The sequence below is a fragment of the Photobacterium sp. OFAV2-7 genome (assembly GCF_022347985.1).
Taxonomy (GTDB): domain Bacteria; phylum Pseudomonadota; class Gammaproteobacteria; order Enterobacterales; family Vibrionaceae; genus Photobacterium.
Genome location: NZ_JAKRFQ010000001.1, coordinates 22,646 through 49,423 on the forward strand (window position 1 = coordinate 22,646; position 26,778 = coordinate 49,423).

General features: G+C 51.0%; 24 protein-coding genes and 2 tRNA genes. 16 read left to right on the top strand and 10 right to left on the bottom strand.

The window, feature by feature from the left end; all coding sequences use genetic code 11:
- Positions 1–168: 168 nt before the first annotated feature.
- From MHN01_RS00115 to orn, 3 genes are all read right to left on the bottom strand, one after another.
- Positions 169–244 (bottom strand) — tRNA-Gly (locus tag MHN01_RS00115).
- A 2-nt stretch (positions 245–246) separates the two neighbouring features.
- Positions 247–323: transfer RNA gene (locus tag MHN01_RS00120), tRNA-Met, on the bottom strand.
- A 127-nt stretch (positions 324–450) separates the two neighbouring features.
- Positions 451–996 carry an oligoribonuclease gene (gene orn / locus MHN01_RS00125; protein WP_239409488.1) on the bottom strand — a complete coding sequence of 182 codons (546 nt, stop codon included), beginning with the start codon at positions 994–996 and terminating at the stop codon, positions 451–453.
- A gap of 133 nt (positions 997–1,129) precedes the next feature.
- Here orn and rsgA point away from each other — a divergent pair, with 133 nt between their 5' ends.
- From rsgA to MHN01_RS00150, 5 genes are all read left to right on the top strand, one after another.
- Positions 1,130–2,182 carry a small ribosomal subunit biogenesis GTPase RsgA gene (gene rsgA, locus MHN01_RS00130; protein WP_239409489.1) on the top strand — a complete coding sequence of 351 codons (1,053 nt, stop codon included), beginning with the start codon at positions 1,130–1,132 and terminating at the stop codon, positions 2,180–2,182.
- A gap of 166 nt (positions 2,183–2,348) precedes the next feature.
- A complete protein-coding gene (asd, locus tag MHN01_RS00135) occupies positions 2,349–3,236 on the top strand; it encodes an archaetidylserine decarboxylase (protein ID WP_239409490.1) in 888 nt (295 codons plus the stop codon).
- 137 nt (positions 3,237–3,373) lie between these two features.
- Positions 3,374–4,789: a DASS family sodium-coupled anion symporter gene (locus MHN01_RS00140; RefSeq protein ID WP_239409491.1), complete on the top strand. Its 1,416-nt coding sequence runs from the start codon at positions 3,374–3,376 to the stop codon at positions 4,787–4,789.
- A 249-nt stretch (positions 4,790–5,038) separates the two neighbouring features.
- Positions 5,039–6,922, top strand: coding sequence for a methyl-accepting chemotaxis protein (locus tag MHN01_RS00145; protein WP_239409492.1), 1,884 nt, complete (start codon positions 5,039–5,041; stop codon positions 6,920–6,922).
- A 289-nt stretch (positions 6,923–7,211) separates the two neighbouring features.
- On the top strand, positions 7,212–8,096 hold the full coding sequence (locus tag MHN01_RS00150; protein WP_239409538.1) for a DMT family transporter: 885 nt from the start codon (positions 7,212–7,214) through the stop codon (positions 8,094–8,096).
- A gap of 319 nt (positions 8,097–8,415) precedes the next feature.
- Here MHN01_RS00150 and epmA read toward each other — a convergent pair whose 3' ends face one another.
- Entirely contained in the window at positions 8,416–9,387 is a 972-nt protein-coding gene (gene epmA / locus MHN01_RS00155) for an elongation factor P--(R)-beta-lysine ligase (RefSeq protein WP_239409493.1), read from the bottom strand.
- 552 nt (positions 9,388–9,939) lie between these two features.
- Between epmA and frdA the strand changes: the two genes are divergently transcribed.
- Genes frdA through frdD form a run of 4 tightly spaced genes read left to right on the top strand, consistent with a single transcriptional unit; the run spans position 9,940 to position 13,253 of the window.
- Positions 9,940–11,754 (top strand): fumarate reductase (quinol) flavoprotein subunit, encoded by a 1,815-nt coding sequence (gene frdA, locus MHN01_RS00160; RefSeq protein WP_239409494.1) that lies wholly within the window; start codon positions 9,940–9,942, stop codon positions 11,752–11,754.
- Entirely contained in the window at positions 11,754–12,494 is a 741-nt protein-coding gene (locus MHN01_RS00165; protein ID WP_075768179.1) for a succinate dehydrogenase/fumarate reductase iron-sulfur subunit, read from the top strand. Before frdA ends, MHN01_RS00165 begins: the two co-directional genes overlap by 1 nt.
- A gap of 2 nt (positions 12,495–12,496) precedes the next feature.
- Positions 12,497–12,880: a fumarate reductase subunit FrdC gene (gene frdC / locus MHN01_RS00170; protein WP_075768180.1), complete on the top strand. Its 384-nt coding sequence runs from the start codon at positions 12,497–12,499 to the stop codon at positions 12,878–12,880.
- A gap of 10 nt (positions 12,881–12,890) precedes the next feature.
- Positions 12,891–13,253 (top strand): fumarate reductase subunit FrdD, encoded by a 363-nt coding sequence (gene frdD, locus MHN01_RS00175; RefSeq protein WP_239409495.1) that lies wholly within the window; start codon positions 12,891–12,893, stop codon positions 13,251–13,253.
- Positions 13,254–13,330: 77 nt separating this feature from the next.
- Here frdD and MHN01_RS00180 read toward each other — a convergent pair whose 3' ends face one another.
- Together MHN01_RS00180 and efp are read right to left on the bottom strand one after the other, a co-directional pair.
- Entirely contained in the window at positions 13,331–14,728 is a 1,398-nt protein-coding gene (locus MHN01_RS00180) for an SPFH domain-containing protein (RefSeq protein WP_370646380.1), read from the bottom strand.
- A gap of 176 nt (positions 14,729–14,904) precedes the next feature.
- Positions 14,905–15,471, bottom strand: a complete 567-nt coding sequence (gene efp / locus MHN01_RS00185) for an elongation factor P (RefSeq protein WP_075768197.1) — start codon at positions 15,469–15,471, stop codon at positions 14,905–14,907.
- Positions 15,472–15,504: 33 nt separating this feature from the next.
- On the opposite strand from efp, the gene epmB reads away from it, so the two are divergent.
- The 3 genes from epmB (at position 15,505) to alr (ending at position 19,631) form a co-directional block, all read left to right on the top strand.
- A complete protein-coding gene (epmB, locus tag MHN01_RS00190) occupies positions 15,505–16,527 on the top strand; it encodes an EF-P beta-lysylation protein EpmB (RefSeq protein WP_239409496.1) in 1,023 nt (340 codons plus the stop codon).
- A gap of 231 nt (positions 16,528–16,758) precedes the next feature.
- The gene (locus MHN01_RS00195) at positions 16,759–18,375 is read left to right on the top strand and encodes a methyl-accepting chemotaxis protein (protein ID WP_239409497.1); all 1,617 of its coding nucleotides are present in this window, start codon (positions 16,759–16,761) and stop codon (positions 18,373–18,375) included.
- Positions 18,376–18,416: 41 nt separating this feature from the next.
- Positions 18,417–19,631 (top strand): alanine racemase, encoded by a 1,215-nt coding sequence (gene alr / locus MHN01_RS00200; protein ID WP_239409498.1) that lies wholly within the window; start codon positions 18,417–18,419, stop codon positions 19,629–19,631.
- A 216-nt stretch (positions 19,632–19,847) separates the two neighbouring features.
- On the opposite strand, the gene MHN01_RS24475 is transcribed toward alr, so the two are convergent.
- Positions 19,848–19,970, bottom strand: a complete 123-nt coding sequence (locus MHN01_RS24475; RefSeq protein WP_255724903.1) for a hypothetical protein — start codon at positions 19,968–19,970, stop codon at positions 19,848–19,850.
- An 81-nt stretch (positions 19,971–20,051) separates the two neighbouring features.
- Between MHN01_RS24475 and rimK the strand changes: the two genes are divergently transcribed.
- The 3 genes from rimK (at position 20,052) to MHN01_RS00215 (ending at position 22,139) form a co-directional block, all read left to right on the top strand.
- Positions 20,052–20,957, top strand: coding sequence for a 30S ribosomal protein S6--L-glutamate ligase (gene rimK, locus MHN01_RS00205; RefSeq protein WP_239409499.1), 906 nt, complete (start codon positions 20,052–20,054; stop codon positions 20,955–20,957).
- Positions 20,958–20,973: 16 nt separating this feature from the next.
- The gene (locus MHN01_RS00210) at positions 20,974–21,480 is read left to right on the top strand and encodes an MgtC/SapB family protein (RefSeq protein WP_239409500.1); all 507 of its coding nucleotides are present in this window, start codon (positions 20,974–20,976) and stop codon (positions 21,478–21,480) included.
- A 494-nt stretch (positions 21,481–21,974) separates the two neighbouring features.
- Positions 21,975–22,139 (top strand): hypothetical protein, encoded by a 165-nt coding sequence (locus tag MHN01_RS00215; RefSeq protein ID WP_239409501.1) that lies wholly within the window; start codon positions 21,975–21,977, stop codon positions 22,137–22,139.
- A gap of 62 nt (positions 22,140–22,201) precedes the next feature.
- Here the strand turns inward: MHN01_RS00215 and groL are convergent, their stop codons facing one another.
- Positions 22,202–23,848 (bottom strand): chaperonin GroEL, encoded by a 1,647-nt coding sequence (groL, locus tag MHN01_RS00220; RefSeq protein WP_239409502.1) that lies wholly within the window; start codon positions 23,846–23,848, stop codon positions 22,202–22,204.
- 41 nt (positions 23,849–23,889) lie between these two features.
- Positions 23,890–24,180 carry a co-chaperone GroES gene (locus MHN01_RS00225; protein WP_075768202.1) on the bottom strand — a complete coding sequence of 97 codons (291 nt, stop codon included), beginning with the start codon at positions 24,178–24,180 and terminating at the stop codon, positions 23,890–23,892.
- Between the two features lie 209 nt (positions 24,181–24,389).
- Between MHN01_RS00225 and MHN01_RS00230 the strand changes: the two genes are divergently transcribed.
- Positions 24,390–25,757 (top strand): MATE family efflux transporter, encoded by a 1,368-nt coding sequence (locus tag MHN01_RS00230; protein ID WP_239409503.1) that lies wholly within the window; start codon positions 24,390–24,392, stop codon positions 25,755–25,757.
- A gap of 107 nt (positions 25,758–25,864) precedes the next feature.
- Here the strand turns inward: MHN01_RS00230 and MHN01_RS00235 are convergent, their stop codons facing one another.
- Entirely contained in the window at positions 25,865–26,398 is a 534-nt protein-coding gene (locus MHN01_RS00235; protein ID WP_239409504.1) for an FxsA family protein, read from the bottom strand.
- Positions 26,399–26,778 lie beyond the last annotated feature (380 nt).

Below are 26,778 nucleotides of genomic sequence, written 5' to 3' on the forward strand. Positions count from 1 at the left end.
TATCGGTGGTCGAGTAACCCAGGAATGCTGCATTTGGACTAATACTTCACAGTAGTAGTTTTGCCGTTTCACTATCAGATATAGCGATAGTGACAGCAGAAATTGGAGCGTCGCGGCCGGCTAGGTACACGAGGTTCCTCGCACATTTGCCATGACTCTCATTGAAATTGGAGCGACACACGAGGTTCGAACTCGTGACCTCAACCTTGGCAAGGTTGCGCTCTACCAGCTGAGCTAGTGTCGCATTGGTTGCGGGGGCCGGATTTGAACCGACGACCTTCGGGTTATGAGCCCGACGAGCTACCAAGCTGCTCCACCCCGCGTCCGTACTGTCGAAAGCAACCATTTGATAATTGCCTTTCGAGGCTGCGCATTATACGAGGAAAATTTACGGATGCAATAGATCTTCAAAAAAATCCGCAGATTTCCCCCCGAGCGACTATTTTACCATCAAATAGTGAAAATATGCTCACGATAATAGCGCAATTCAGCGATCGAATCACGAATGTCATCCAACGCTAAGTGGCTACCCTTCTTGGAAAATCCGCTCAGCAGCTCCGGCTTCCAACGCCGAGTCAGCTCTTTTAGCGTGCTAACGTCCAGATAACGATAATGGAAGTACTGTTCCAACTCAGGCATATGCTTATACAGAAAACGACGATCTTGGCCGATGCTATTACCACAGATAGGAGAAGCGCCTTTAGGTACCCACAGCTCCAGAAACGCAATGGTCTGACGAACTGCCTCTTCCTCGGTAATGTTGCTTTGGCGGATCCGTTCAACAAGTCCGCTGTTGGTATGGGTTGTCGTGCACCACTCATCCATTTTGGCCAGTTCCGCTTCAGGCTGATGAATTGCCAGAACCGGTCCCTCGGCCAAAATATTGAGCTGAGCATCTGTCACTATGGTTGCGATTTCAATGATTTGATGTGTTTCTGGATCCAATCCTGTCATTTCCAAATCAATCCAAATAAGGTTCTGATCGCTGATCGTCATCGGATATTGCCTATTTTGTGAGTAAACCATGTATGATAATACCAAACGGAGGCGCTGTCTGAATCCCTACCGGACCAGATAATCACTCCAAAGGGTAATTTACCGTAAGCCAACTCAACTGAACGATATTCTTGTGGCAAAAAAGAAAAAGCTCACCAAAGGTCAGAGCCGTCGCGTACGCTCTAACCAAAATAAACGACTTCGTCGTGATAAAGATGACGTCCAGTGGGACGAAACTCTGCTGGAATCTGCACGTGAAGGCCTAGTGATCACTCGCTTTGGCCAGCATGCCGATATCGAAGATCCTGAAACCGGGACAATCCACCGCTGCAACCTGCGCCGAAGCATCCAAAGCCTGGTATCGGGTGACCGAGTCGTCTGGCGCCCGGGCGTCGAAGCACTCCAGGGGATCGCCGGTGTCGTCGAGGCCGTTCACGAACGCGAATCGATGTTAACCCGCCCCGACTACTATGATGGGGTAAAAGCCGTTGCAGCCAACGTGAACCGTATCATCATAGTGTCAGCCGTGTTGCCGGAGCTTTCCCTGAACATTATCGACCGCTATCTGATAGCGGCTGAAACAGTAGGGGTCGAGCCGCTGATCGTCCTCAACAAGGTCGACTTGCTGGATGCCGAAAACCGCCAGCAAGTTGAACAAGTTTTATCTTTGTATCAAGACATTGGTTACCAGCTTCGCTACGTCAGTACCGATACCGGTGAAGGGATGGACGCGCTGAAAGAAGACTTGAAAGGCCATGTCAGCATCTTTGCCGGCCAGTCTGGTGTCGGCAAGTCAAGTATGGTCAATGCCCTGATGCCAGAGGTCGATGCAGAGATTGGAGACGTTTCCGAAAACTCCGGTCTCGGCACACATACCACGACGGCAGCACGCCTGTACCACTTCCCCGAGGGAGGCGATTTGATCGACTCACCGGGAGTCCGAGAGTTTGGCCTTTGGCATCTGGAGCCAGAGCAGGTCACCGAGGCCTTTGTCGAGTTCCGTGATTATCTGGGCGGATGTAAATTCCGCGACTGCAAACACGGCGACGATCCGGGCTGTATCATTCGGGAAGCCATGGAAGCGGGCAAAATCAGCCAAGAGCGCTACGACAGCTACCACAAGATCATTGATAGCATGTCAGAGAACGTAGCCAACCGTCAGTTTTCCCGCAACAAACCTGATTAATACCCCATCCCCTGGCAACAGGGGATAGTTCTCTCGTCGCAATCGCAGCCTGCAATTAACTGACTTTCCGCCGTCTTTTAGGTATCATGCTTGGTTCGAGTTATTCTTAAGATGTTATAAGAGTAACCAAGTTGTTGATTGGTTGACACTTTCTGGAAAACATACCGTGCAAGATAATCTCAAAATCGGCCTGCAGTACTGCGCGCCCAAACATGCTCTGACCCGTGTAGCGGGTAAGCTGGCTTCGTTAAAAGCCGGCATGGTGACCACCGCTGTCATTCGCTGGTTTATCGGCCGATACAAGGTTGATATGTCTGAAGCACGTAACCCAGATCCGGCGGCTTACGCGACCTTCAACGACTTCTTTGTCCGCGAGCTCAAGGACGGCGCCCGTCCAATCAATGACGAGGCAGATATCATCTCCCATCCGGCAGATGCCTGTGTCAGCCAGTTCGGTCCAATCACCGAAGGGCGTCTATTCCAGGCCAAGGGCCACTACTTTGATGCCGTCGAACTGCTGGGCGGTGACGAAGCACTGGCAGACGAGTTCAAGGACGGCGACTTTGCCACCCTGTACCTGTCGCCACGTGACTACCACCGTGTCCACATGCCTTGCGACGGTACCCTGCGCCAGATGATTTACATCCCGGGCGACCTGTTCTCGGTCAACCCGCTGACCGCACAGAATGTACCGAATCTGTTTGCCCGCAACGAGCGTGTCGTGTGTGTCTTCGACACCGAGCACGGTCCGGTTGTCCAGATCCTGGTGGGTGCCACCATTGTCGGCAGCATCGAAACCGTATGGGCTGGTACAGTTACCCCGCCAACCGGCCCAGATGTCCGCCGCTGGGATTACCCGGCTACCGGCGATCAAGCGGTTGTGCTGAAAAAAGGTGACGAGATGGGCCGCTTCAAACTGGGCTCGACAGTGATCAACCTGTTCCCGAAAGACATGATCGACTTTGTCGAAGAGATGCAGCCTGAGCAACCGACCCGCATGGGTGAACCCTATGCCAAGGTAAATACTCCACAGCTGGCAGCAGAAGAAGCGTAACTACTTAACAATTTTGAATAAAAGGGGCCGTATCTGCCCCTTTTTTAGTGCGAAAAATAGACCCTGTCGTAGAAATCTCAAGCGCTCAAATAGTATGCTGATTTGCAGTCTATAACTTATAAGCAAGCCAACATACTATGAAGAAGATATCCATTGCGCAGCTGGTCAAGCTGCTGATCGCCTTCGGGATACCGCTTGGTATATTGATGCTCCCTATCGACGTCATCCCGATAGACGGTCTGACCCTCATCCAGCATCGACTGCTGGCCATTTTTGCCCTCGCCGCCCTACTCTGGGTACTCGAACCGGTACCGGTTTTCGCAACGTCCATACTCATCATTGCCCTTGAGTTGATCATGATCTCCGATAAGGGGCTTCACTTGTTCCGCTCCAGCGTAGACGGACACGAAATGGGCGAGATGATGAAATACACTGATATCTTCAGCGCCTTTTCATCGCCGATTATTATTCTGTTCATGGGTGGCTTTGCGCTGGCGATTGCCGCCTCCAAGTATGAGCTGGATAACAACCTCGCCCGGGTTTTGCTCAAACCTTTCGGTACCCAGCCAAAATTTATCATGCTTGGTCTGATGCTCATTACTGCCGTATTCTCTATGTTCATGTCCAATACGGCGACTACCGTAATGATGTTGGCCCTGCTGGCACCGATTGTCGCTTCTGTTCCCAAGGGAGATATCGGGATCAAGGCTCTGGTTTTGTGCATCCCGATAGCGGCGAATACCGGCGGCATCGCCACCCCAATCGGGACACCGCCCAATGCCATTGCCCTTCAATACCTCACCGGGGAGCACAGCATCAGCTTCCTTGGGTGGATGATGATTGGTCTGCCGTTTGTGATCTTGCAGCTGACTTTTGCCTGGTGGCTGTTACAAAAGCTGTTCCCGTCGACCCAGCAACAAATGGAGCTCAAACTCGAGGGCCACTTCCAGAAAAGCTGGCAGGCCATTGTGGTTTATATCATGTTTGCCCTTACCATCATTATGTGGATGACTACCTCGCTACACGGCATGAACACCTATGTCGTCTCTATTATTCCACTGGCAGTGTTTACCCTGACCGGAATCATGGGCAAGGAAGAGCTTAAGCTGATCAACTGGGATGTCTTGTGGCTGGTCGCCGGTGGTATTGCTATCGGCCTCGGCCTCGACAAGACCGGGTTGGCGGCGGCACTAGCGCATGCCATCGACTATGATGCCCTTTCTCCGATTGCCGTGGTGCTGACACTGTCGATTATCTGCTGGTTAATGGCTAACTTCATGTCCAACACAGCGACCGCTAACCTGTTGATGCCCATTGCCGCAGCTGTTGCGGCCTCTATGGAAAGCCTGGCTTCGATGGGTGGCCTGCAGGGCGTACTGGTTGTCGTTGCCTTCTCTGCTTCTCTTGGGATGATTTTACCAGTCTCGACACCACCGAACTCGCTGGCCTATTCAACCGGACTGATCGAGAGCAAAGACATGGCCAAAACCGGGGTAATTATCGGCCTGGTCGGCCTTATCGTTGTCTATGCCGGAGCCCTGGTCCTGACCTAAAAACCACGCACTATAAACACGCACCACACTTGCTCCACCAGCGAAGGCAGCTTGGCTGCCTTCGCATTCTCTGCCCCTTCCAGTGTCTTTGACATGTATTTGCTACTGCTATCACATTATTTTCGCAGCAGGTCGATGAGGATTATCTGTTGAAAGCCGATATAACTATCGAGAGATACCATAACAACAACTCTTCCCACTGAGTCATACCCATATATCTATAAATCTGGCCACACGTGAGAGTCCAAGATGAAATATACGATCAAGCTAAAAATACAGGTCGCAATAGCCGCAATTATTGCCTCAGTCAGTGCCGTACAGGCCTGGATATCTATCAGCCAGCTGCAACAGGAAACCACCACGGAAGTCAGCAACCAGATGCGTGATATCGGCCAGGCCACCAGCCGCTATATAGCCGACTGGCTCGATACCCGCAGTGATATGATGCTGGCTAACGAATCCTTAATTGCCAATCAGGATAACGTTGATCGCGAGCTGCTGCTGACCAAGCGTGCCGGTCAGTTCCTGTCGGTCTATGCCGGTTTCAGCGACGGTAGCATTGCCTACGGTGACAAAACGGAAGACTGGCCCGCCGACTACGATCCTCGCTCTCGTCCCTGGTACCAGGATGCAATCAATGCTGGTGAACTGGTGCTCACCGAACCGTACCAGGATTTTGACGGCAGTATCGTCGTCAGCTTTGCAAAAGCGTTTCAGGGCCGCTACCAAGGTGTTCTCGCCGCCGACCTGACCGTCAGCCATATCATTGATCAGGTACTGAACCTAAAAATGGAACACAACGGGTTTGCCTTTCTGATCGACGGCAACCACAACATTGTCGCCTACCGCGATGAAGCACTCAGTCAGCAACCCATCACGCAACTAGACAGCGAACTAACTTCGGCGCTGTTTAGTCAGCTGCAAAACGAGCAAACCATCCAGACATTCACGTTAGATAGCGACAACCAGGAAAAGCTGATCTATGCCAGCCCGATTGCCGGAACAGACTGGACACTGGCATTGGTCGAAGATAAGTCACTGGCCTTCGCCTCCATCGGCGAGCAGATCAAGTTCATTGTCCTGGCTTCAGTCATGCTTTACCTGGTTATCTCGGTTATTGCGACCATGATCATCAACAGCCTGCTGCGCCCGCTTAACAATCTGAACCAGTCTGTCAGTCAGCTAGCACAGGGCAGCGGTGATCTGACACAACGTATCGCCATCGAGCGAATGGATGAGATTGGCGAGCTGGCCGATAATATGAATCGCTTTCTCGCCCAGCTGCAGACCATGATCAAAGGTGTCGTCAACCACTCTCAGGATCTGGGCCAATATGCCGAGCGTTCAGCCCAGCTCAGCAACCTTGCCTCACAGCGAGTCAGCGAACAGCAAAATGATGTCAACCAAATTGCCACTGCTATCCATGAAATGTCCGCCACGTCCGGTGAAGTTGCCAACCATGCCGAGATGACAGCCGCTGCCGCCCAGGCATCAACCGCGGCCTGCGAGCAGGGTCAGGGAGTTATAGGCCAAAACCGGAATGCCATCACCTCACTGGCCAACCAGGTTCAGGATGCTGCCAATGTGATCCATGAGCTGGAAAACAACGCCCAGGGCATCAACCAAATCCTGTCCACCATTCAGGGCATTGCCGAGCAGACCAACCTGCTGGCACTGAATGCGGCGATCGAGGCCGCGCGTGCCGGCGAACAGGGACGAGGTTTTGCCGTCGTGGCCGATGAGGTCCGGGTTCTCAGCCAGCGCACCCATGACTCAACCGAAGAAATCCGCAGCATGATTGAGACCCTGCAGCAAAACACCCAGCAGGCGGTCGACAGCATGCAAACCAGTACCGAACTGGCCGATCAGAGTGTCGGTTATGCCGAAGCGGCCAGTGAAAGCCTGAATCAAATCACCCACACTATTACTGAGATATCGGACATGGCAACCCATATTGCCAGCGCCGCCGAAGAACAGCGGGCCGTGAGTGAAGATATCAGCCGTAATACCCAGGCCATCAAGGAGGTCTCGGATCATCTGGCAGAACAAACGGCCGAGGTCAGCCAGAGCAGTCGCGAAATGAACAGCTCTGCCGACACCATGCGCCAGGATGTCTCGCGCTTTAAGGTGTAAATTCATTCAGCAGGTAAGCCTCTTCAAAGCCGCCTTTATTGGGCGGCTTTTTTCTGGAAGGTGGTAAACGCCCGCCCGCTCCAGCCAGTCAACGCCCGGTTAGTGCTTGAGTAGGGGCCAATATGGTAACACCTGGCAGAACATGAAAATCTCTCATACCCAGTATGAAAAAATAGCTGAATCCTTTATCAGCAGGCCTCCCTCCCTTGCGGTAAGATGAGCCGACTACAGGTCCCGGAGCACTTCCGGTACCGACTTACTGACAAGGATAGTTATGCCGCACGGGATTATTGGGTATGAATGGCTTGCGCTCGGTGCTGCCTTGCTATGGGCACTGAGCAGCCTGATCTCTGTCGCCCCCGCCCGCCACCTTGGTGCTTTTGCCTATAGCCGCTGGCGGATGGCCAGCGTCACCTTGATGCTATCTGTCATGGCTGTTGTGAACGGTGGCTGGGACAGCATGCAGTGGAGCTACGCCGGGATCATGATCCTGTCAGGGTTGGTGGGTATTTTTGTTGGTGATACGGCCCTGTTCTCTTGCTTTAACCGGATCGGGCCACGACGAGGCGGGTTGCTCTTTTCCTGCCATGCCGTATTTTCTGCCCTATTGGGGATCTGGCTATTTAACGAAGCCTTACTTGGCTGGAAACTGGTAGGCGGCCTGCTGGTTTTTCTCGGTGTCGTCAGCGCCATCTTTTTTGGCCAGCAGAAAAGCCACGCCTGGGAAGGCGTACAGGGCAAGCTCTGGATAGCTATCGTATTAGGATTGGTTGCTGCTTTATGCCAATCTCTCGGGGCCGTCATCGCCAAGCCGGTCATGCAGACCAATATAGACCCAATCGCCGCTTCCGCCGTTAGGATGGCCAGCGCATTCGGCGCCCATTTGCTGCTGCGGGTAAGTGGCGCAGCTCTTTTTCGACCGGTAAGGCCTATCACCCTGCCCATTTTGACCATGGTTGCCGCCAATGGCTTTCTCGCGATGGCTGTCGGTATGACATTGATTCTCTATGCACTGCGCTATGGCGATGTCGGTATGGTCGCCCTGCTCTCTTCAACGACGCCCATCATGGTCCTGCCGTTGCTCTGGCTGCACACCGGCAGCATCCCCAACAAGAGTGCCTGGGTGGGAGCCTTTTTGGCTGTCATAGGCACCGGGTTAATCGTCGGCAGTTAGCACGCTTGCTGACGCCACCAATTGCAAGTGATAACCGTTTGCATTTACCTGCAAGATTGCTTATAGTTTGAACCGCTTCGATAAGACGCCTTGAAATCCTAACTTGCCGCCTATCGATAGCCTGCAAACAGTTCCCCCTGCTTCCTGCCAATAAGGCAGAAAGCAAAGTCCGTTTCAACTGGCTAAGAAACGGCATACCAGTCAGCAGTATTGGCAACCCTCTGCACAATGCTGATGTCTGGTTAACAGCCAACATAAAAAGCGCGGCCTGGGCCGCGCTTCTTGTGCTTGATCCTTTCTGGCAACATATTTCCTGTTATCAGGCAATATCGATCGGAAAAGCCGTCACCTGATCAATATGATCCAGTTGCTGCGCTAGCATGATCAAACGATCCACACCAAGCGCAACCCCTGCGCAATCAGGAAAACCTGCACGTAGGGATTCAACCAAATGGTGATCAATCGGCTGAGGTGGCAAACCCATTTTCAGGCGCTTGCGGTTATCTTCTTCAAAACGGGCCAATTGCTCGTCGCCGTCAGCCAACTCATGGAAACCATTCGCCAGCTCAACCCCCTTAAAGTACACCTCGAAACGCTCAGCCACGCGCGGGTCGGCCGGGTTAATTTGAGCAAGCGCAGCCTGAGAGGCAGGAAAGTCATAAACAAAAGCAGGGACTTGCTGCCCTATTTTGGGTTCGACGCCGACACTGAACAGTAATTGCAACAAGGTATCGCGATCATCTTCGGGCTCTGCGATATCGCTCAGTCCCAACACCGATGCCGCCAGTTTCAGCTCCGCCATACTGCCTTGCAGCGGACAAACCCCCAGTATATCGACAAACGCCTGCTGGTAAGTCATTCGCACAGCCTGATCCGAGCCCAGCACCAGCTGCAGTAGCTCATCCATTTCATCCATCAAGGCATGATGGTCAAACCCCGGGCGATACCACTCCAGCATCGTAAATTCAGGGTTGTGGAACCGGCCAGACTCTTCGTTTCGAAATGACTTACAGATCTGATAAATAGGACCACTGCCCGCGGATAATAACCGCTTCATGTGAAATTCAGGACTGGTCATCAGGTACAGCGTCTGTCCTTTTGCATAGCCCGGCCCGACAAACTCAGTCTGGAAAGTATGAAGATGAATATCCGTCACTGTTGCCTGGCTCATCGCTGGCGTATCAACTTCCAGCACCTCTCGGCGAGCAAAGAAATCACGAATTGTAGCGATAGTCGCCGCACGCTGTTTCAGCTGCGCGATTGAGGCTGTCGGTTGCCAGTTCAATGTCATAGTCTACTTCTTTTCAGTCGGGGGGAAATCAGTTGCGCATCAGTTTACCAAACTCCTTTATTCGCCACAGCTCCCCCCCCTTTCCCATACCACAAGAGCATCAGCCATAGTTGTGAAGAATTATGAACAGTCAAACATCACCCTAGCGAGCCACCCATATCAAAACCGCCACCAAAACAACACCACTTGGCAACAACTACCACACCAAATCGAAATAAACACAACATTTTGTCACATGCGGCTACCACTAATGATTTAGTTTCCTTTTTAAATGAGGAGGTTAACAACCAAACACGAAACACACTGTTAATGAGCCAGAAACAATTAACACAAAATAAAACGGTCAATTAACAACCACAAAACATTACAACTTGTGACAATAATCACACTTTCTGTAATCACCCTATACTTTGGGGCTATTTCGATAAAAAAGCTGCGTCTAAATCAAATTTTCTATCGATATTGTTTCATAGAATGAAGTCAGGATTTCAAGGGAAAGTACGCAAAAGCGTACTTTTTTAAATTTTATCGTCTTACCTTCGGAGGATAGCTGTGAAGACTATTACCACAGATATCGCTGTAATCGGCGCAGGTGGTGCAGGCCTACGTGCTGCCATTGCTGCTGCAGAAGCAAACCCAGACTTAGAAATTGCACTAATTTCAAAAGTTTACCCAATGCGCTCTCATACCGTAGCTGCAGAGGGTGGCTCCGCTGCCGTCATCAAGGATGAGGATAGCTTGGATAACCATTTCAACGACACGGTTGGTGGTGGTGACTGGCTATGTGAACAGGACGTTGTTGAATATTTCGTAGAAAACGCGACTCGCGAGATGACCCAGCTGGAACAGTGGGGTTGTCCTTGGAGCCGTAAGGAAAACGGTGACGTTAACGTTCGTCGTTTTGGTGGCATGAAGGTTGAGCGTACCTGGTTCGCAGCCGACAAAACCGGCTTCCACATGCTGCACACTCTATTCCAGACTTCTATCAAATACACGCAAATCAACCGCTTTGACGAGTACTTCGTGGTTGATCTTCTGGTAGAAGAAGGCGAAGTACAAGGCCTGGTTGCTATTCACATGTCTGAAGGCGAGCTGGTTTGTATCAAAGCCAAGTCTGTTGTACTGGCAACCGGTGGCGCAGGTCGTGTATACAACTGCAACACCAACGGCGGTATCGTAACCGGCGACGGTATGGCAATGGCCTTCCGCCACGGTGTACCGCTGCGTGATATGGAATTCGTTCAGTACCACCCAACCGGCCTGCCTGGCACCGGTATCCTGATGACCGAAGGTTGTCGTGGTGAGGGCGGTATCATGCTGAACAAAAATGGCTACCGTTACCTGCAAGATTACGGCATGGGTCCAGAGACACCAATCGGTCAGCCTAAGAACAAATACATGGAACTGGGTCCGCGAGACAAAGTTTCTCAGGCATTCTGGCACGAGATGCAAAAAGGCAACACTATCAAACACCCACTGGGTGATGTAGTGCACCTTGACCTTCGTCACCTGGGTAAAGAATACCTGCACGAGCGTCTGCCATTCATCTGTGAACTTGCCAAAGCCTACGTGAACGTTGATCCGGCAGAAGAGCCGATCCCAATTCGCCCAACCGTGCACTACACCATGGGTGGTATCGAAACAGACAAAAACAACGAAACACGTATCTCTGGCCTGTTTGCGGTTGGTGAATGTTCGTCTGTTGGTCTGCACGGTGCTAACCGTCTGGGCTCTAACTCACTGGCAGAGCTTGTAGTATTCGGCCGCCTGGCGGGTGAAGGCGCGGCAAAACGTGCTGCAGAATTCAAAGGCTGGAACGAAGAGTCTATTGCCAAGCAGGTACAGGCTGTTCAAGACCGTATCGATACCCTGCTTTCTCAGGACGGTGACGAAAACTGGGCGGATATCCGTACTGAAATGGGTCACTCCATGGAAGCCGGCTGTGGTATCTACCGCCAGGAAGATTTGATGCAGGCAACGATCGACAAGCTTGCCGAACTTCGTGAGCGTTACAAGAAGATCAGCATCAAAGACAAGGGCAAGGTATTCAATACCGATCTGCTTTACGCAATTGAAGTTGGTTACGGCCTGGAAGTGGCTGAAGCAATGGCTCACTCCGCGATCCTGCGTCGCGAATCACGTGGTGCGCACCAGCGTCTTGACGACAACTGTACCGAGCGTGATGACGTGAACTTCCTGAAGCACTCGCTAGCATTCTACAACGGTGACCAAGCACCTCGCATCGAATACAGCGACGTGACAATCACCAAGTCTCAGCCTAAAGCCCGTCTATACGGTGCCGCGGCAGAAGAGGCAGCAGCGAAAGAAGCAGCAGAAGCGGCAGCGAATAAAGAGGAGCAGGCATAATGTCAGGCAACCGTATCCAAAAAGTTGAAATTCTGCGTTATGACCCAGAGAAAGATGCAGAACCGTACTTCGAGATGTTCGAAGTTCCATTTAACGAAACCATGTCTGTGCTTGATGCACTGGGTTACATCAAAGATAACCTAGACAAGGATCTGGCTTACCGCTGGTCTTGCCGTATGGCTATCTGTGGTTCTTGCGGCATGATGGTCAACAAGGTGCCAAAACTGGCCTGTAAGACCTTCCTGCGTGACTACCCGAACGGCCTGAAGATCGAAGCGCTGTCTAACTTCGCGATCGAGAAAGACCTGATTGTTGACATGACCCCGTTCATCGAGCGTCTGGAAGCGATCAAGCCTTACATCATCGGTAACGATCGTAAGCCTGAAGATGGTCCAAACAACCAGACCCCAGAGCAAATGGCGAAGTACAAGCAGTTCTCTGCCTGTATCAACTGTGGCCTGTGCTACGCAGCATGTCCTCAGTTTGGCCTGAACCCAGAGTTCATCGGCCCGGCGGCACTGACGCTTGCTCACCGCTACAACCTGGATAGCCGTGACAACGGCGCCGATGAGCGTATGAAGCTGATCAACGGCGAAAACGGCGCTTGGGGCTGTACATTTGTTGGTTACTGTTCTGAAGTTTGTCCGAAGAGCGTCGATCCAGCCGCTGCGGTAAACCAGGGCAAAGTGGAATCATCTAAAGATTTCGTTATTGCGATGATCAAACCTCAGGAGGCATAAGGATGAGCAATCGTAAACCTTACGTTCGCGAAATGAAGCGTACCTGGTGGAAGGATCATCCTTTCTACCGCTTCTACATGGTACGTGAAGCAACTGTATTACCACTGATTTTCTTCACTATCTGCCTGACTTTCGGTCTTGGTAGCCTGGTGAAAGGCCCTGAAGCATGGGCGGGCTGGCTAGAGTTTATGGCTAACCCAGTAGTTGTGGTTCTGAACATTCTGGCTCTGGCAGGCAGCTTGTTCCACGCGCAAACTTTCTTCAGCATGATGCCTCAGGTAATGCCTATCCAGATCAAAGGCAAGAAGCTGGATAAGAAAGTTGTTGTTCTGGCTCAGTGGGCGGCAGTTGCTGCAATCTCACTGTTCGTTCTAGTACTAGTTTAAGGAGAGCCACGTGGTTAATCTAAATCCTAAACGTTCTGACGAGCCAGTATGGTGGGGTCTGTTCGGTGCCGGCGGTACTTGGTTTGCAATGCTGACACCTGTGACTGTACTGGTACTGGGTATCATGGTTCCACTGGGCATGCTTGATGCCGAAGCGATGAGCTACGAGCGTGTATCAGGCTTCGTGACCAGCATCATCGGTGCGCTATTCACGATTGCGACACTGGCACTGCCTATGTGGCACGCGATGCACCGTCTGCATCACGGTATGCACGACATGAAATTCCACACAGGCGTGGCGGGTAAAGTCGCGTGTTACGCTTCTGCCTTCCTAGTTTCTGCATTGGCGGTTATCTTTGTCTTCATGATCTAATCTCAAGACAAGAAATTCCCCCTACAAAAAAAGCACCGCTCGACGGTGCTTTTTTTATTCATACTTTTGAACCACCATTATTTCTTGGGGTTCGACTCGGCCATTTTCTGGCTCTGCTCTAAAATACCTAACGCCCCAAAGCCTGTGATCACATCAAGGTTGGTGGTTAGCTTTCCGCCTTCACTGCCGCCAAAGTAGTTATTAGGCATCTGCACCTCATAGTTCTTCAGGTTCTGATACAGCGCCGTCGAGACATCGCGGTTCAGCTCGGCCAGGTACACATCACGGTTCGCACCGTAGGCATCATATTTCGCTTTCAGGATCTCCGCTTCCGCACGCCCCTTGGCCAAAATCGCCTTCGCTTCATACTCTGCAGAAAGCGCGTTGGCCTTCTGAATTTCAAGGTTTGCCTGAGCAATCGCCAGCTCTTTCTCTTTGTCTACCTCGGCAAGACGCTTTTTCTTCTCGACCTCAACAATTTCCCGTTCCGCTATCTGGCGGGCAACTTCGACTTCTTTTTGCTGGGCAATAATCGCCAGCTCTTTGTTACGCTGGGCATCCTGGACTTCGCGGGTACGCTGGATTTCTTTGCGTAACTGCTCGGTTTCGGCTTGTGCCTTTGAGGTTTCCTGCTCCTGGATGGCACGAATACGATCGGCAACCAAACGCTTCTTATCCATTAGCAGCTTGTTCAATTGCTCTTCCGGCTTCGGATCACCAATTGTCACCTGGGTGACGGCAATACCGTATTGCTGTAGCGGGTTGTTCTGGCGTTCGGGATTACCCTGCGCATCCAATACCGGTACTGTCTTCCAAACCAACTGCTGGGTACGCTGCAGCTGATTAGAGTTGGACTGATTGACCCCAACCGGTGCCAGGTCAATCTGCTCAACTTCGACCTGGCGACGCTCTGTCATATAAATACCGTCACGGAGTTGATCCCCCAGCTTGGACTTGAACTGGTTAAGCCCGCCCTGGAAAAACTCTTCCCCGGTATATTGGGTTGCGGTGATCACTGTAACATTGCGGGCATTTTTAACCAGCAAGGCATCAATCAGATTACTGTTGTTGCGAAACTCTCGGTGCATTTTTTTCACCGATTCAGGGTCAAGAGACAGCTTGAAGCGGAAAGTCACGGGAATATTGCCTATGTAGGTATCGGCAAAGCGTACCTGGATCGGAGGCAGGCGCTGGTAGAAGTCTTCACCCGTCGTATTACCATAAGAGACGGTAATCACCTGATCATATTTAGTGATCTTAGACAAGAATGGCATCCGGAAGTGAATCCCCGGCTCGTTGAACACGTCCAGCTCACCCGTCACGTTGTTCTGATGCACGTAGGTATAACCGGCATCAGTCATTAGAACGGAGCTGTTAACGAGACCAATCAGTGCTGATACGCCGAGAATTCCCCCGACGACAGGCAATGATATTTTCTTCTTTAATGTTGTGCTTGCTTGCGGCTTAAAATCCATTTCTTCGTTTACCTAGTCATATTGTTGTTGTGAATTAATAAATAGAAACGATTCTAACAACAAATACAACCAACTTCATAAAGACAATGCCAACAAACTAATATTACTGATTTTGCTTAAGTTACAGGCAACAAAAAAGGCCGCCGAGGCGACCTTTTCTCAGCAGTAGACGGTGATTACTTCACACGGCCTACGTATTCAGCGCTACGCGTATCAACTTTGACTACTTCACCAATCTGAATAAATAGCGGTACACGTACTACAGCACCTGTAGTTAGTGTTGCAGGCTTACCACCTGTACCCTGAGTATCGCCTTTCAGACCTGGATCAGTTTCAACCACTTCCAGCTCAACAAAGTTAGGTGGAGTCACAGTGATTGGGTTACCGTTCCACAGCGTCAGCGTACAAGTATTGTTCTCTACCAGCCACTTCGCATTATCACCAACAGCTTTAACATCGGCAGCAAGCTGCTCGAATGTTTCGTTGTTCATGAAGTGGTAGAATTCACCATCGTTGTACAGGTAATCAAGATCGATGTCGATTACGTCTGCAGCTTCAACCGACTCACCAGACTTGAAAGTCTTTTCAAGCACCTTGCCTGAAAGTAGCTTACGGATCTTAACGCGGTTGAACGCCTGGCCTTTACCTGGCTTAACAAATTCGTTTTCGATAATGACACATGGTTCATTATCTAGCATAATTTTCATTCCGCCGCGGAATTCATTGGTGCTGAAAGACGCCATTTCTATCCTCTTAACATCTTCGAGTTGTATTTAATGCCGCATATAATAACCCGAAACGCATCAACTGTTGAGCAAAACTGGCTCAATGATCTAGCGAATGCGATATCCGATCCCTTTCTGCTGCTCAAAACCCTGGAAATTGATCCGACTCCCTGGGAATCTGGCCTCGCAGCCCGGAAATTATTTGCGCTCCGTGTTCCTATGAGCTTTGTCGAAAGAATGGAAGTTGGCAACCCCTACGACCCGTTACTGCGACAAGTACTCCCGCTCGAAGAAGAGTTCGAGGTACATAGCGGTTATTCCCTCGACCCGCTGGAAGAGCAGGACAATGCCATTCCCGGCCTACTGCACAAATACAAGAACCGGGTGTTGATGATTGTAAAAGGAGGCTGCGCGGTCAACTGCCGCTACTGCTTCCGCCGTCATTTCCCCTACGAGGACAACAAGGGCAGCAAGCGCCACTGGCAGACCGCACTCGACTATATTGCCACCCAGCCCGAGGTCAACGAGGTCATTCTTTCCGGCGGTGATCCTCTGATGGCCAAAGATCATGAACTGCAGTGGCTGATCGAAAAGATCGATCAGATCCCGCATATCAAACGTCTTCGGATCCACTCTCGCCTGCCCGTGGTACTACCGGCACGTATTAACGAACAACTGTGCATGCTGCTCAAGCAAAGCCGATTGCAGACCGTTTTGGTGACTCACATCAACCATGCCAACGAAATCAATGACGAATTTCGCCAGGCGATGACCAAAATCAAGCAGGCCAATGTCACGCTACTCAACCAAGGTGTTCTGCTGAGAGGGGTTAATGATTCGGTCGGTGCCCTCTCGCAACTGAGCGAGGCTCTGTTTGATGCCGGTATCCTGCCCTACTACCTCCATGTACTGGACAAGGTACAGGGAGCAGCGCACTTCATGGTCGATGACGAACAAGCCCGCAAGCTCATCGCGGGGCTCCTGGAGAATGTCTCGGGCTATCTGGTGCCCCGCCTGACTCGCGAAATCGGGGGTAGAAACAGCAAAACCCCGCTTGATCTTCACCTCGAATAATCTCCCTGTTAGTCCCACCTAACTCGATGGGTTTGCGTGATTAGTCGCGCAAACCCATTTTCAGCATCCCCCTATCCACCCACGTCTTATCTCCGCCCCTTCTCTCCGCAAAACGTTGAAAAAAACAGCGAACGATGTTCGTCACCTTAAGTACTTTCATTGGCATGTCGCATATTATCCGTGCAACACAATTATGGAACTAATATCACATGACAAGAAGCAACTAACAGAATGAACCTTAAGACTAAACTATCGGCATGTTTTGCAACTCTCTCACTCATCATCATCCTAGTGCTATCCACTTTTTCCTACCAGGCTTTGCAAAACAGAACCATTAGCAGCCTGAATACCGAGCTGACAACGGCAGCCTATGCCACCAATAAAATAATCGGTGACGGACGACATGATCACCTGGACAAAGCCAACAACGATTACGACAACATTTCCCGCAACCTGACCAGCTTCACCCAGGCCTCAGATTTGGATTGGGCCTACTCGACCGTGATGAAAAATGGCCAGGTGTATTACACCTATATCAACCAAACTGATGACGAGGCACGCTCAGGTCGCTACCAAAACTGGTACCTGGAAGAGTACAAGATAGTGCCGAAAATGCTGCACAAGGCCTTTGCCACCCAACAGGTTCAATTTGAAGAATACCAAGGTGAATACGGCAGGTACCGCTCGATTTTCGTTCCGTTTCGCACACAGGCAGGCGACACCTATGTCATCGGTGTCGATGTCTCCCTGAGTGAAGTCGATGCCATGATTGAAGGCGAACTTAAGCTGGTCTGTATCACTGCGGTGATCGTAATGGCCCTGGCTCTGATAGTCGCCCGCCTGTTTGCCAATCGTCTTGTCGCGCCGATTAATGTCCTCAATGCCGTACTGCTCAATATTGCCAATGGGGACTGGAACTTAACCCAGCAAGTGCCGGTAACCAGCAAAGACGAAGTCGGCACCATGTCGCAATCATTCAATACTTTCATGGTCGCCCTGCGTGAGCGCCTGCTGGAAATCAACCAGTCAACAGACAGCGTAGCAGCCGTTAGCGCCCAGCTCGACAGTCTGATCCAGGCCGTTACCGAACGCTCCGTCGAACAGGCCGAGAATGTCGGCAACAGTGCAACCGCCATTGAAGAGCTGGCAACCAGCTCTCAGAGCATCTCGGAAGTGGTCACTCTCGCCAACCAAAAGATGACCCATTTCGAGCAACATACCCAGGACACTGTCGGGGCTATCAACCATGCCGTGACAGGCATGCAGAGCGTCCAACTCGAAACGAATACCGTTGCCGAAAAGCTTCACCAGCTTGATGGCCGTGCCAATGACATTAACTCCATTGTCGAGGTGATCAAAGATATCGCCGACCAGACCAATTTGCTGGCACTCAATGCCGCCATCGAGGCTGCCCGGGCCGGCGAACAAGGACGCGGTTTTGCCGTCGTCGCCGATGAGGTTCGCCAGCTGTCAGAGCGCACAGCCAAGGCCACGGTAGAGATCGGCTCCATGATCAGTACCATCCAAAGTGATACCAGCGGGGCCACCGATACCATGCAATCTGCCGTCGGACAGGTCGACAACTGCGTACAGCATGCCGATCAGGCCAATGAATCCCTCAACGGATTTCGCACTGAAATTACGTCGGTCACAGAAGGAATGGAAGAGATCACCGAGTCCGTCAAGGAACAGGCTTTCGCCGCCGAGCATCTGTCATCCAATGTCGCCGCACTCAGCAGCAGCGCTGATGAGAACCGACTCTCGACCCAAGAAGCCCAGCAAGGGGTCGAGGAGCTCAAACGCCGGGCGACTGAACTGCGCAAAGTGGTGCAGCTGTTCACCCTATAAATTAACAGCCTTTTTTAACCGTAAATAATAGGAAATACATTTTGAAACTGAAGCTTAGCCTCCTTGCTCTTGCCCTAACGGGCCACACTGCCGTTGATGCCGCCCCTCTGCTGGTTGATTTTGACAACAGCGAACGCGAAGAGCGCATTCAATCAAGCAATGCATGGCTGGAAATCGATACCCAGGCTTTCTCAGGCAACATTCAGTTACTCCAGAATCAACTCAACGCTGAGACAAAAATCTGTGCCATCATGAAAGCCGACGCGTACGGCAATGGCATCGCAGGCCTGATGCCGAGCATCATTGCCAATCAGGTACCGTGCGTTGGGATCACCAGCAACGAAGAAGCTCGCGTCGTACGTAAGCATGGCTATACTGGCAAAATCATGCGCGTGCGTGCAGCAAGCAAGAACGAAATCGAGGCCGGGCTGGAATACCAGATGGAAGAGTTAATCGGCACCAAGGCACAAGCCGATCAAATCATCGATATTGCCCGAGCCCACGGCACCACCATTCCTGTTCACCTCGCACTGAATACCTCAGGCATGGGTCGTAACGGCCTGGATCTGACAACTTATGAGGGGCAGGTAGAAGGAGTCGAGATCGCCGGCAACCCGAACCTGGAAATTGTCGGTATGATGACCCACTTCCCGAACGAAGGCCTTGACGAAATCAAGCGCAAGGTCGATCGCTTCAAGGTAGAAACCCAGTGGTTGATGGAAAGTGCCGGGCTTAAGCGTGAAGACATTACCCTTCACGTTGCCAACTCGTACATTACCCTGAACTTGCCTGAAGCTCACCTTGATATGGTTCGCCCGGGTGGCATGCTTTACGGTGATTACCCGGCGACGGCACCGTATCAGCGTATCGTCTCTTTCAAAACTCGCGTCGCATCGCTTCACCACTTCCCGGCAGGCAGCACCATCGGCTACGGCAGTACAAAAGTGTTAGAGCGCGACTCTGTTCTGGCTAACCTGCCTATCGGTTACTCTGATGGCTTTGCCCGCTCTTTAAGTAACAAGGCGGACGTACTGATCAACGGCCAGCGCGCGAAAGTGATGGGAATGGCCTCGATGAATACCACGATGGTCGATGTCACCGACATCATCGATGTACAGGCCAATGATGAAGTGGTTATTTTTGGCCACCAGGGCGCAGAGCAAATCACTGGTGAAGAGACCGAAGAGAAAAGCGGTCGCATTCTACCAGAGCACTATACGGTTTGGGGAGCAACCAACCCACGTATCTACCGCTAAGGACGACCTCATCGACATTCAAGGCCAGCGTCATGCTGGCCTTTTTCTTGATAGCGATATTTCACACGTACAGCTTTACCCCTCAAAAACAGCTAATTGATGCACCTTTCACCTCATCACAAGGCAAACACAAAAAATTAAGTTAAATCTCTGATTTTTATAGACTTATTTACGTACAGCTTTTCTAGCTTTTTTCCTGATAAACTCAACACGCCTCTAAAAGGCTACTACAAGCCAAATGCTGCCTTCGAAATCACCGGGTTCAAGCAAATTCCCTTGTCCAGACGATAAAAAAATATCATCGCCATTTCGCTCGCTTTTCAGCCATTTCGGGCGCATAGTCGCGCTCCATTCAGCAGGATCGAAGGCAGCCAAACTTCTCTTGCTGAGCCTTTCTGACTATTGATAACGAGTAACGCAATGAAAATTGGCATTTTATCCCAGAACGAAAACCTGTATTCCACCCGTCGCCTGCGCCAAGCCTGCGAAGAGCGTGGCCACGAGGCAGTAATCATCAATGCACTGCGTTGTTATATGAATATCAACTCGGTACAACCGTCGATTCACTTCGAGGGTAATGATTTAACCGGCTTTGATGCCATCATTCCCCGTATTGGTTCAGACATTACGTTCTATGGCTGCTCGGTACTGCGTCAGTTTGAAATGATGGATGTATTTTCGGTCAATCAGTCCATTGCGATTTCTCGTTCTCGCGACAAGCTGCGCTCACTACAGCTGTTAAGTCGCAAAGGCGTCGGCATGCCTATCACCGGGTTTGCCAGCAAGCCCGACGATGTGCCCGATCTAATCAAAATGGTCGGTGGTGCGCCGTTGGTGATCAAGCTGCTTGAGGGCACCCAAGGAATTGGTGTCGTACTGGCAGAAACCCAAAAAGCGGCCGAGAGCGTGATTGAAGCCTTTATGGGCCTAAAAGCCAATATCATGGTACAGGAATTTATTGAGGAGGCCGGTGGGGCCGATATTCGCTGCTTTGTGATTGGCGACAAAGTGATTGCTGCGATGAAGCGCCAGGCTGCCGACGGAGAATTCCGTTCCAACCTGCACCGTGGCGGCAGTGCGACCCTGATCCGAATTACACCGGAAGAGCGCAAAACGGCCGTTGCGGCAGCCAAGGCGATGGGGCTCAGTGTCGCCGGAGTTGACCTGCTTCGCTCTAAGCGCGGGCCACTGGTGATGGAAGTCAACTCCTCACCGGGGCTGGAAGGGATCGAAAACGCGGCAGGCAAAGACATCGCCAGCCTGATTATCGAGTTCATCGAAAAGCATGCCGCCAAAAAGGGGCGTCGCCGGCTACCGTTTCAGTAAACCAGGAGAATAAGCAATGTGGCCTGACATTGCCCCTTTTGCATGGCCAGCACTATTGAAGTGCGGAGTTTGTGGCGCTCTGATCGGTTTGGAGCGCCAGCTACGAGGCAAGCCGGTAGGGATCCGAACATCGACCTTAATCATTGTCGGCACTTACTGCTTTATTACTCTCGGGCGGACTCTGTCTGACAACAATGCCGATATTGCCCGTGTCATGGCACAGGTGATCACCGGCATCGGCTTTCTCGGTGCCGGTGTGATGATGAATCGTGACGGCCAAATACACGGTGTGACATCAGCGGCTGTGGTCTGGATGCTGGCCGCGCTGGGCGTCACCATCGGGTTAGGCTATGGCCAGAGCGCGGTGATCATGACTGGCGTCATGATTGCGGTACTGCTCGGCGTCGACAAGCTGGAAAACAGCCTGCGTTTTCTGCGCAAGGGCGTTCACGCCCATTGGTCTGGCCGACGTCAGCGCAAGCTGATGAAGCGCAATCCGCCTCAGCCGCAACCCGAGGAATAACCAGTACACCTTTATTGAAAAAGTACAGCTAAAAGCTGAGCAAAAACAGATTTTAAAATAAAGACAACCACACAATGCTTAAACAATTTTTTTTATTGGAAATTAATTTGATCAGCTTTTTTGGCTTTTTTCCTTTAAAGCTTACTACGATAAAAATGCAGCAAACGCCGAGCACGCGTACAGCTTTATACCTCAAAAACAGCTTTTATATGAGCAAATTACCCACCCTGTTTCCAAAGCTCCTCGACAAAATTAAATTATTGATTATTAAATATAAAATTCACGTACAGCTTTTCCAGCTTTTTCCCCGACAAACTTTGCACAGTCTTTTTGTAGCTTTTCCCTTCTCATACTGTCGAACATGATCAGCAAATAGAGCTTTGTTCAACAAAAAGCTGAGCAAAAGTAACACCATGAGCTATAGTCTTTAGAGTTAATTATAAGTTATTGTTTTAAAACGATAATAATAAACGTACAGCTTTTTGAGGAAATTTATGGATGAACTACTCGAGGAAAGGAAAGTAGCCTTAACCGTCAAGGAAGATAGTCGGTACGAAAGCATTTTGCCCCAGAAAGCCACCGCTTCTTTGCAATATACGACAGGCACAAAAAAGCTGGAGACAGAGCTCCAGCTTCAAGAATTTTCAACTCAACGCTAGGTAGTTCAAGAGCACTTCCGACACCGCTATTGGGCTAACTAGCTAAGAGGTGATAAGTTCGACTACATCATGCCGCCCATACCACCCATACCGCCCATACCGCCCATGTCAGGCATTGCAGGAGCAGAATCTTGTGGTAGGTCAGTCACCATCGCTTCGGTAGTGATCATCAGGCCAGCAACAGAAGCGGCAAACTGCAGTGCAGAACGCGTTACTTTTGTTGGGTCCAGGATACCCATTTCGATCATGTCGCCGTACTCACCAGTTGCCGCGTTGTAACCGTAGTTAGCTTCGCCAGCACGTACGTTGTTGGCAACCACTGATTCTTCATCACCGGCATTCTTGGTGATTTGACGAATCGGTGCTTCCATAGCGCGTAGTGCAACACGGATACCCACGTTTTGCTCTTCGTTCGCACCTTCAAGGCCAGCAACTTTAGAAGCCGCACGGATTAGGGCAACACCACCACCAGCAACCACGCCTTCTTCTACCGCTGCACGCGTTGCGTGTAGTGCATCTTCGACACGGTCTTTCTTCTCTTTCATTTCAACTTCAGTAGCAGCACCGACTTTGATTACTGCAACACCGCCTGCTAGCTTAGCAACACGCTCCTGAAGTTTTTCTTTGTCGTAGTCTGACGTCGCTTCTTCAATCTGCTGACGAATTTGAGCCACGCGGCCCTCAATCATCGCTTCTTCACCCATACCATCGATGATAGTGGTGTTCTCTTTAGTGATTGTTACACGCTTCGCCTGACCCAGGTCTTCAAGCTGAACTTTCTCAAGCTCCAGACCGATTTCTTCAGAAATCACCGTACCTGCAGTCAGTACCGCGATATCTTGTAGCATCGCCTTACGACGGTCACCAAAACCAGGTGCCTTAACAGCAGCCACTTTCACGATACCGCGCATGTTGTTCACAACTAGGGTTGCCAGCGCTTCACCTTCTACGTCTTCTGCAATGATAAGCAGTGGACGAGACGCTTTCGCTACTGCTTCCAAAGTCGGCAGTAGTTCACGGATGTTAGATACTTTCTTGTCAACCAGCAGGATGAATGGGTTTTCCAGATCAACAGAACCCGCTTCCTGGTTGTTGATGAAGTAAGGAGACAGGTAACCGCGGTCGAACTGCATACCTTCAACAACGTCTAGCTCATCGTGAAGAGCCTGACCTTCTTCAACCGTGATAACACCATCACGACCTACTTTTTCCATTGCTTCTGCAATGATGTTACCAACAGTCTCATCAGAGTTTGCAGAGATAGTACCTACCTGAGCAATCGCCTTAGTATCAGCACACGGTACAGACAGCGTCTTCAGCTCTTCAACGGCTGCAGTAACGGCTTTGTCGATACCACGCTTAAGATCCATTGGGTTCATGCCTGCAGCAACTGCTTTAAGGCCTTCGTTAACGATAGACTGTGCAAGTACAGTCGCTGTTGTCGTACCGTCACCTGCCGCATCGTTGGCTTGAGAAGCAACTTCTTTAACCATCTGTGCGCCCATGTTCTGGAACTTGTCTTCCAGCTCGATTTCGCGTGCAACAGAAACACCATCTTTAGTGATAGTTGGTGCACCGAACGATTTGTCCAGAACTACGTTACGACCTTTAGGACCCAGTGTTACTTTTACTGCGTCAGCCAGAACGTTAACACCTTCCAGCATTTTAACTCGTGCATCGTTACCAAATTTAACGTCTTTAGCAGCCATGTCTTTCTTCCTTTCTTAATTCTTTATTCGTAGTGATCGGATTATTCAACGATTGCCATGATGTCATTTTCAGACATGATCAGGACTTCTTTACCGTCGATCTTCTCAGACTTCGTGCCGTAGCCTTCAGCAAAGATCACAGTATCACCAACTTTAACGTCCAGCGGCTGTACCGTGCCGTTTTCTAGGATGCGGCCTTTGCCTACTGCCAGTACTGTACCGCGAGTAGATTTTTCAGCTGCAGAACCAGTTAGAACGATGCCGCCGGCAGATTTTGATTCAACTTCTTGGCGCTCAACGATAACTCGGTCATGTAAAGGACGAATGTTCATCGGTCGTCTCTCCTGATTTTGGTAATATCCATACGATTAATAAAGCTAGCATGGTTTCACACTAACTTTTTCTGATAACTAAACATGTTGGGACGTTTTTCTGGATCCCAAGTCCCCTGTACTATTTTTTTCAAAAAATTCTCACAGACTTTTTGCCCGATCACACTCTTTGCTTTAGGGTAGGCGGGCATCCCGATAATGAGACAGCTATGGCAACAGAAAGAAAAGCAGACAAACATGGGCTTTTATCAGCGCCCATTCCTATCGTCCTGCGCCGGTTAACCGTTCCGATGGTATTCGGGATGGTTGCGATCTTGCTGTTTAACCTGGTCGACACCTTCTTTATTTCGCTTCTGGGCACCGAGGCACTGGCCGCGGTCAGCTTTACCTTTCCGGTCACCTTTGCCCTCAACTGTATCACCATGGGCGTCAGTGTCGGGATATCAACCCGGGTAGGACGCCTGCTGGGCAGCGGCGACAATCATACCGCCGCCCGGTTCGCCAGCCACGGGCTGTTGCTGGCAGTACTTTTGATGATCACAGCATCCAGTATAGGCCTGCTGACCCTCGAACCCTTATTTTCGCTCATCGGTGCGTCGCCGGAGCTATTGCCAATCATTAAGCAATATATGGATATCTGGTATCTGGCTATTCCGTTGCTGGTCATACCGATGGCGGGCAACAGTGCCATTCGTGCCACCGGGGACGCCAAGACGCCGGCCAAGATCATGATGCTGGCCGGGGTGATCAACGGTGTACTCGATCCTTTACTGATCTTTGGTTATGGTCCGTTTCCCGAGCTGGGCGTAAGAGGGGCAGCGATAGCCAGCGGGATCAGCTGGGCCTTCGCCCTGATCTGCTCCCTCTATATTTTAATCAAAAGAGAAAAACTGCTGGCGATGCCACAGCTGAGGTTGCTCGGCAGGGACTGGCAACAAATCATGCAGGTCGGCACTCCGGCAGCCCTCTCCAATGCCCTGACTCCCCTGTCCGGAGCCATACTGATGTCGCTGCTAGCCGGCCTCGGCACTACCTCGGTGGCCGCCTACGGCGCCGCGATGCGAATCGAATCCCTGCTGGTGCTCGTTATGATGGCACTGGGATCTGCCCTGATGCCGTTCATGGCCCAGAACCTGGGCGCCAACAACCCGCAACGTGCCTTCAAGGCAATGTTTACCGCGATGCGGTTTGCCATTCTGTTCCAGCTGCTGATATTTATCATGATGGTGCCGCTTAGCTGGCCGTTATCGGCATTGTTCAGTCAGGACATCGCCGTTCAGGAGCAACTCTGGCACTACTTGATTGTGGTCCCGATCAGCTACGGCATGCAGGCCGTGTGTATGCTGCTCATCAGCGCTCTCAATGCTATGCACAAGTCCGTCCATGCCCTAGTGTGGAACCTGCTGCGGCTGTTTGCCTTCTTGCTGCCGGCGGCTTGGCTGGGCAGCTGGATAAACGGAACCGAAGGATTATTTGTCGGCATTGCCATCGCCAACTTACTGAGCGGTATCGGGGCATACCTGTACGCGGTCAAAATGCGGCGACACATGTACAGCAGTCTGGCCAATCCAAGCTAAAGATCACACCTTTTGGCTGACAAAAAATATGAACAGTATTAACAAAAAGGCAGCCATTCGGCTGCCTTTCTATATTCACGTTGTTGTACAATGCTTGCCGTGCCTACTCAAGGCAGCCGGCGATCATTGTTGTCCTTGTTTTCATCTTTACGCTCATACTCGCCATCGAACACGTCGCCGTCGGACGGACGCTGATTGAATGAGTCCGAACGGTGATCAAACGGCCCCTGGCCGCTGAAGCCCTGACCGCCACCGAAACCGGCACTAAAGCCCGAGCCCATACTCTGGACCTTCACCCGGCTCATTAGCTGCTTGGCCAGCATTGCACGCGGTGCCGGAAGCAATACAAGCATCCCCAGTGCATCAGTCATAAAACCCGGTGTCAGCAACAATACCCCGGCAACAGCCAGCATTACCCCTTCGACAATTTGCTGAGCAGGCAACTCGCCTTGCTGCAGGCGGCTTTGCACCGACATAAGGGTGGCTATCCCCTGGCTCCGTACGAGCGATGCACCGACAACCGCCGTTACCAACACCAGTGCAATCGTTGGCCATAGGCCCAGAAATCCCCCTAGTTGGACAAACAGGGCAATCTCAATAATCGGAACAACAATAAACAGAAATAGTAAAACAGGAAACACGACTCACCTCTTTGCGGTTGCGGTCTGTAATAAACGGGTATACGCGACACGGATAAAATCATCCGGAGTCATCACGCCAGGTTCTATCTTTTAATATCGGGAACAAATGGCCCTTTTTCAACCTCTGGAGTGTACCAAAAAACACAGCCTGAACCCACGCTGACTGCGCAAAACAGAACTTTCACATCTTGTCATTTTTGCTCATTAGTCGACATAAACCACCGACTAGCTGTTAACACTAAATGTGATGTAGATCGTGTTTTTGTGCAAATGTTTTCAGGCCGATTAAAAAAGTGATCTGGATTATGTTTTTACCACTAAAGGGGAGTATTATCGGCTTCAGACAATAGGTGTCAGGTACGATCATCTAGCCAAAATCT

Bases quoted from the DNA above. Each gene is read 5' to 3' on its own strand.
- MHN01_RS00225 (WP_075768202.1), bottom strand. From the start codon at position 24,180: ATGAACATTCGTCCTTTACATGACCGAGTTATCGTTGAGCGCCAAGAA.
- epmA (WP_239409493.1), bottom strand. From the start codon at position 9,387: ATGACATTGAACTGGCAACCGACAGCCTCAATCGCGCAGCTGAAACAG.
- MHN01_RS00210 (WP_239409500.1), top strand. From the start codon at position 20,974: ATGTGGCCTGACATTGCCCCTTTTGCATGGCCAGCACTATTGAAGTGC.
- frdC (WP_075768180.1), top strand. From the start codon at position 12,497: ATGAGCAATCGTAAACCTTACGTTCGCGAAATGAAGCGTACCTGGTGG.
- MHN01_RS00195 (WP_239409497.1), top strand. From the start codon at position 16,759: ATGAACCTTAAGACTAAACTATCGGCATGTTTTGCAACTCTCTCACTC.
- MHN01_RS00215 (WP_239409501.1), top strand. From the start codon at position 21,975: ATGGATGAACTACTCGAGGAAAGGAAAGTAGCCTTAACCGTCAAGGAA.
- MHN01_RS24475 (WP_255724903.1), bottom strand. From the start codon at position 19,970: ATGCGCCCGAAATGGCTGAAAAGCGAGCGAAATGGCGATGATATTTTT.
- MHN01_RS00165 (WP_075768179.1), top strand. From the start codon at position 11,754: ATGTCAGGCAACCGTATCCAAAAAGTTGAAATTCTGCGTTATGACCCA.
- MHN01_RS00230 (WP_239409503.1), top strand. From the start codon at position 24,390: ATGGCAACAGAAAGAAAAGCAGACAAACATGGGCTTTTATCAGCGCCC.
- rimK (WP_239409499.1), top strand. From the start codon at position 20,052: ATGAAAATTGGCATTTTATCCCAGAACGAAAACCTGTATTCCACCCGT.
- groL (WP_239409502.1), bottom strand. From the start codon at position 23,848: ATGGCTGCTAAAGACGTTAAATTTGGTAACGATGCACGAGTTAAAATG.
- MHN01_RS00180 (WP_370646380.1), bottom strand. From the start codon at position 14,728: ATGGATTTTAAGCCGCAAGCAAGCACAACATTAAAGAAGAAAATATCA.
- epmB (WP_239409496.1), top strand. From the start codon at position 15,505: ATGCCGCATATAATAACCCGAAACGCATCAACTGTTGAGCAAAACTGG.
- MHN01_RS00145 (WP_239409492.1), top strand. From the start codon at position 5,039: ATGAAATATACGATCAAGCTAAAAATACAGGTCGCAATAGCCGCAATT.
- MHN01_RS00140 (WP_239409491.1), top strand. From the start codon at position 3,374: ATGAAGAAGATATCCATTGCGCAGCTGGTCAAGCTGCTGATCGCCTTC.
- orn (WP_239409488.1), bottom strand. From the start codon at position 996: ATGACGATCAGCGATCAGAACCTTATTTGGATTGATTTGGAAATGACA.
- efp (WP_075768197.1), bottom strand. From the start codon at position 15,471: ATGGCGTCTTTCAGCACCAATGAATTCCGCGGCGGAATGAAAATTATG.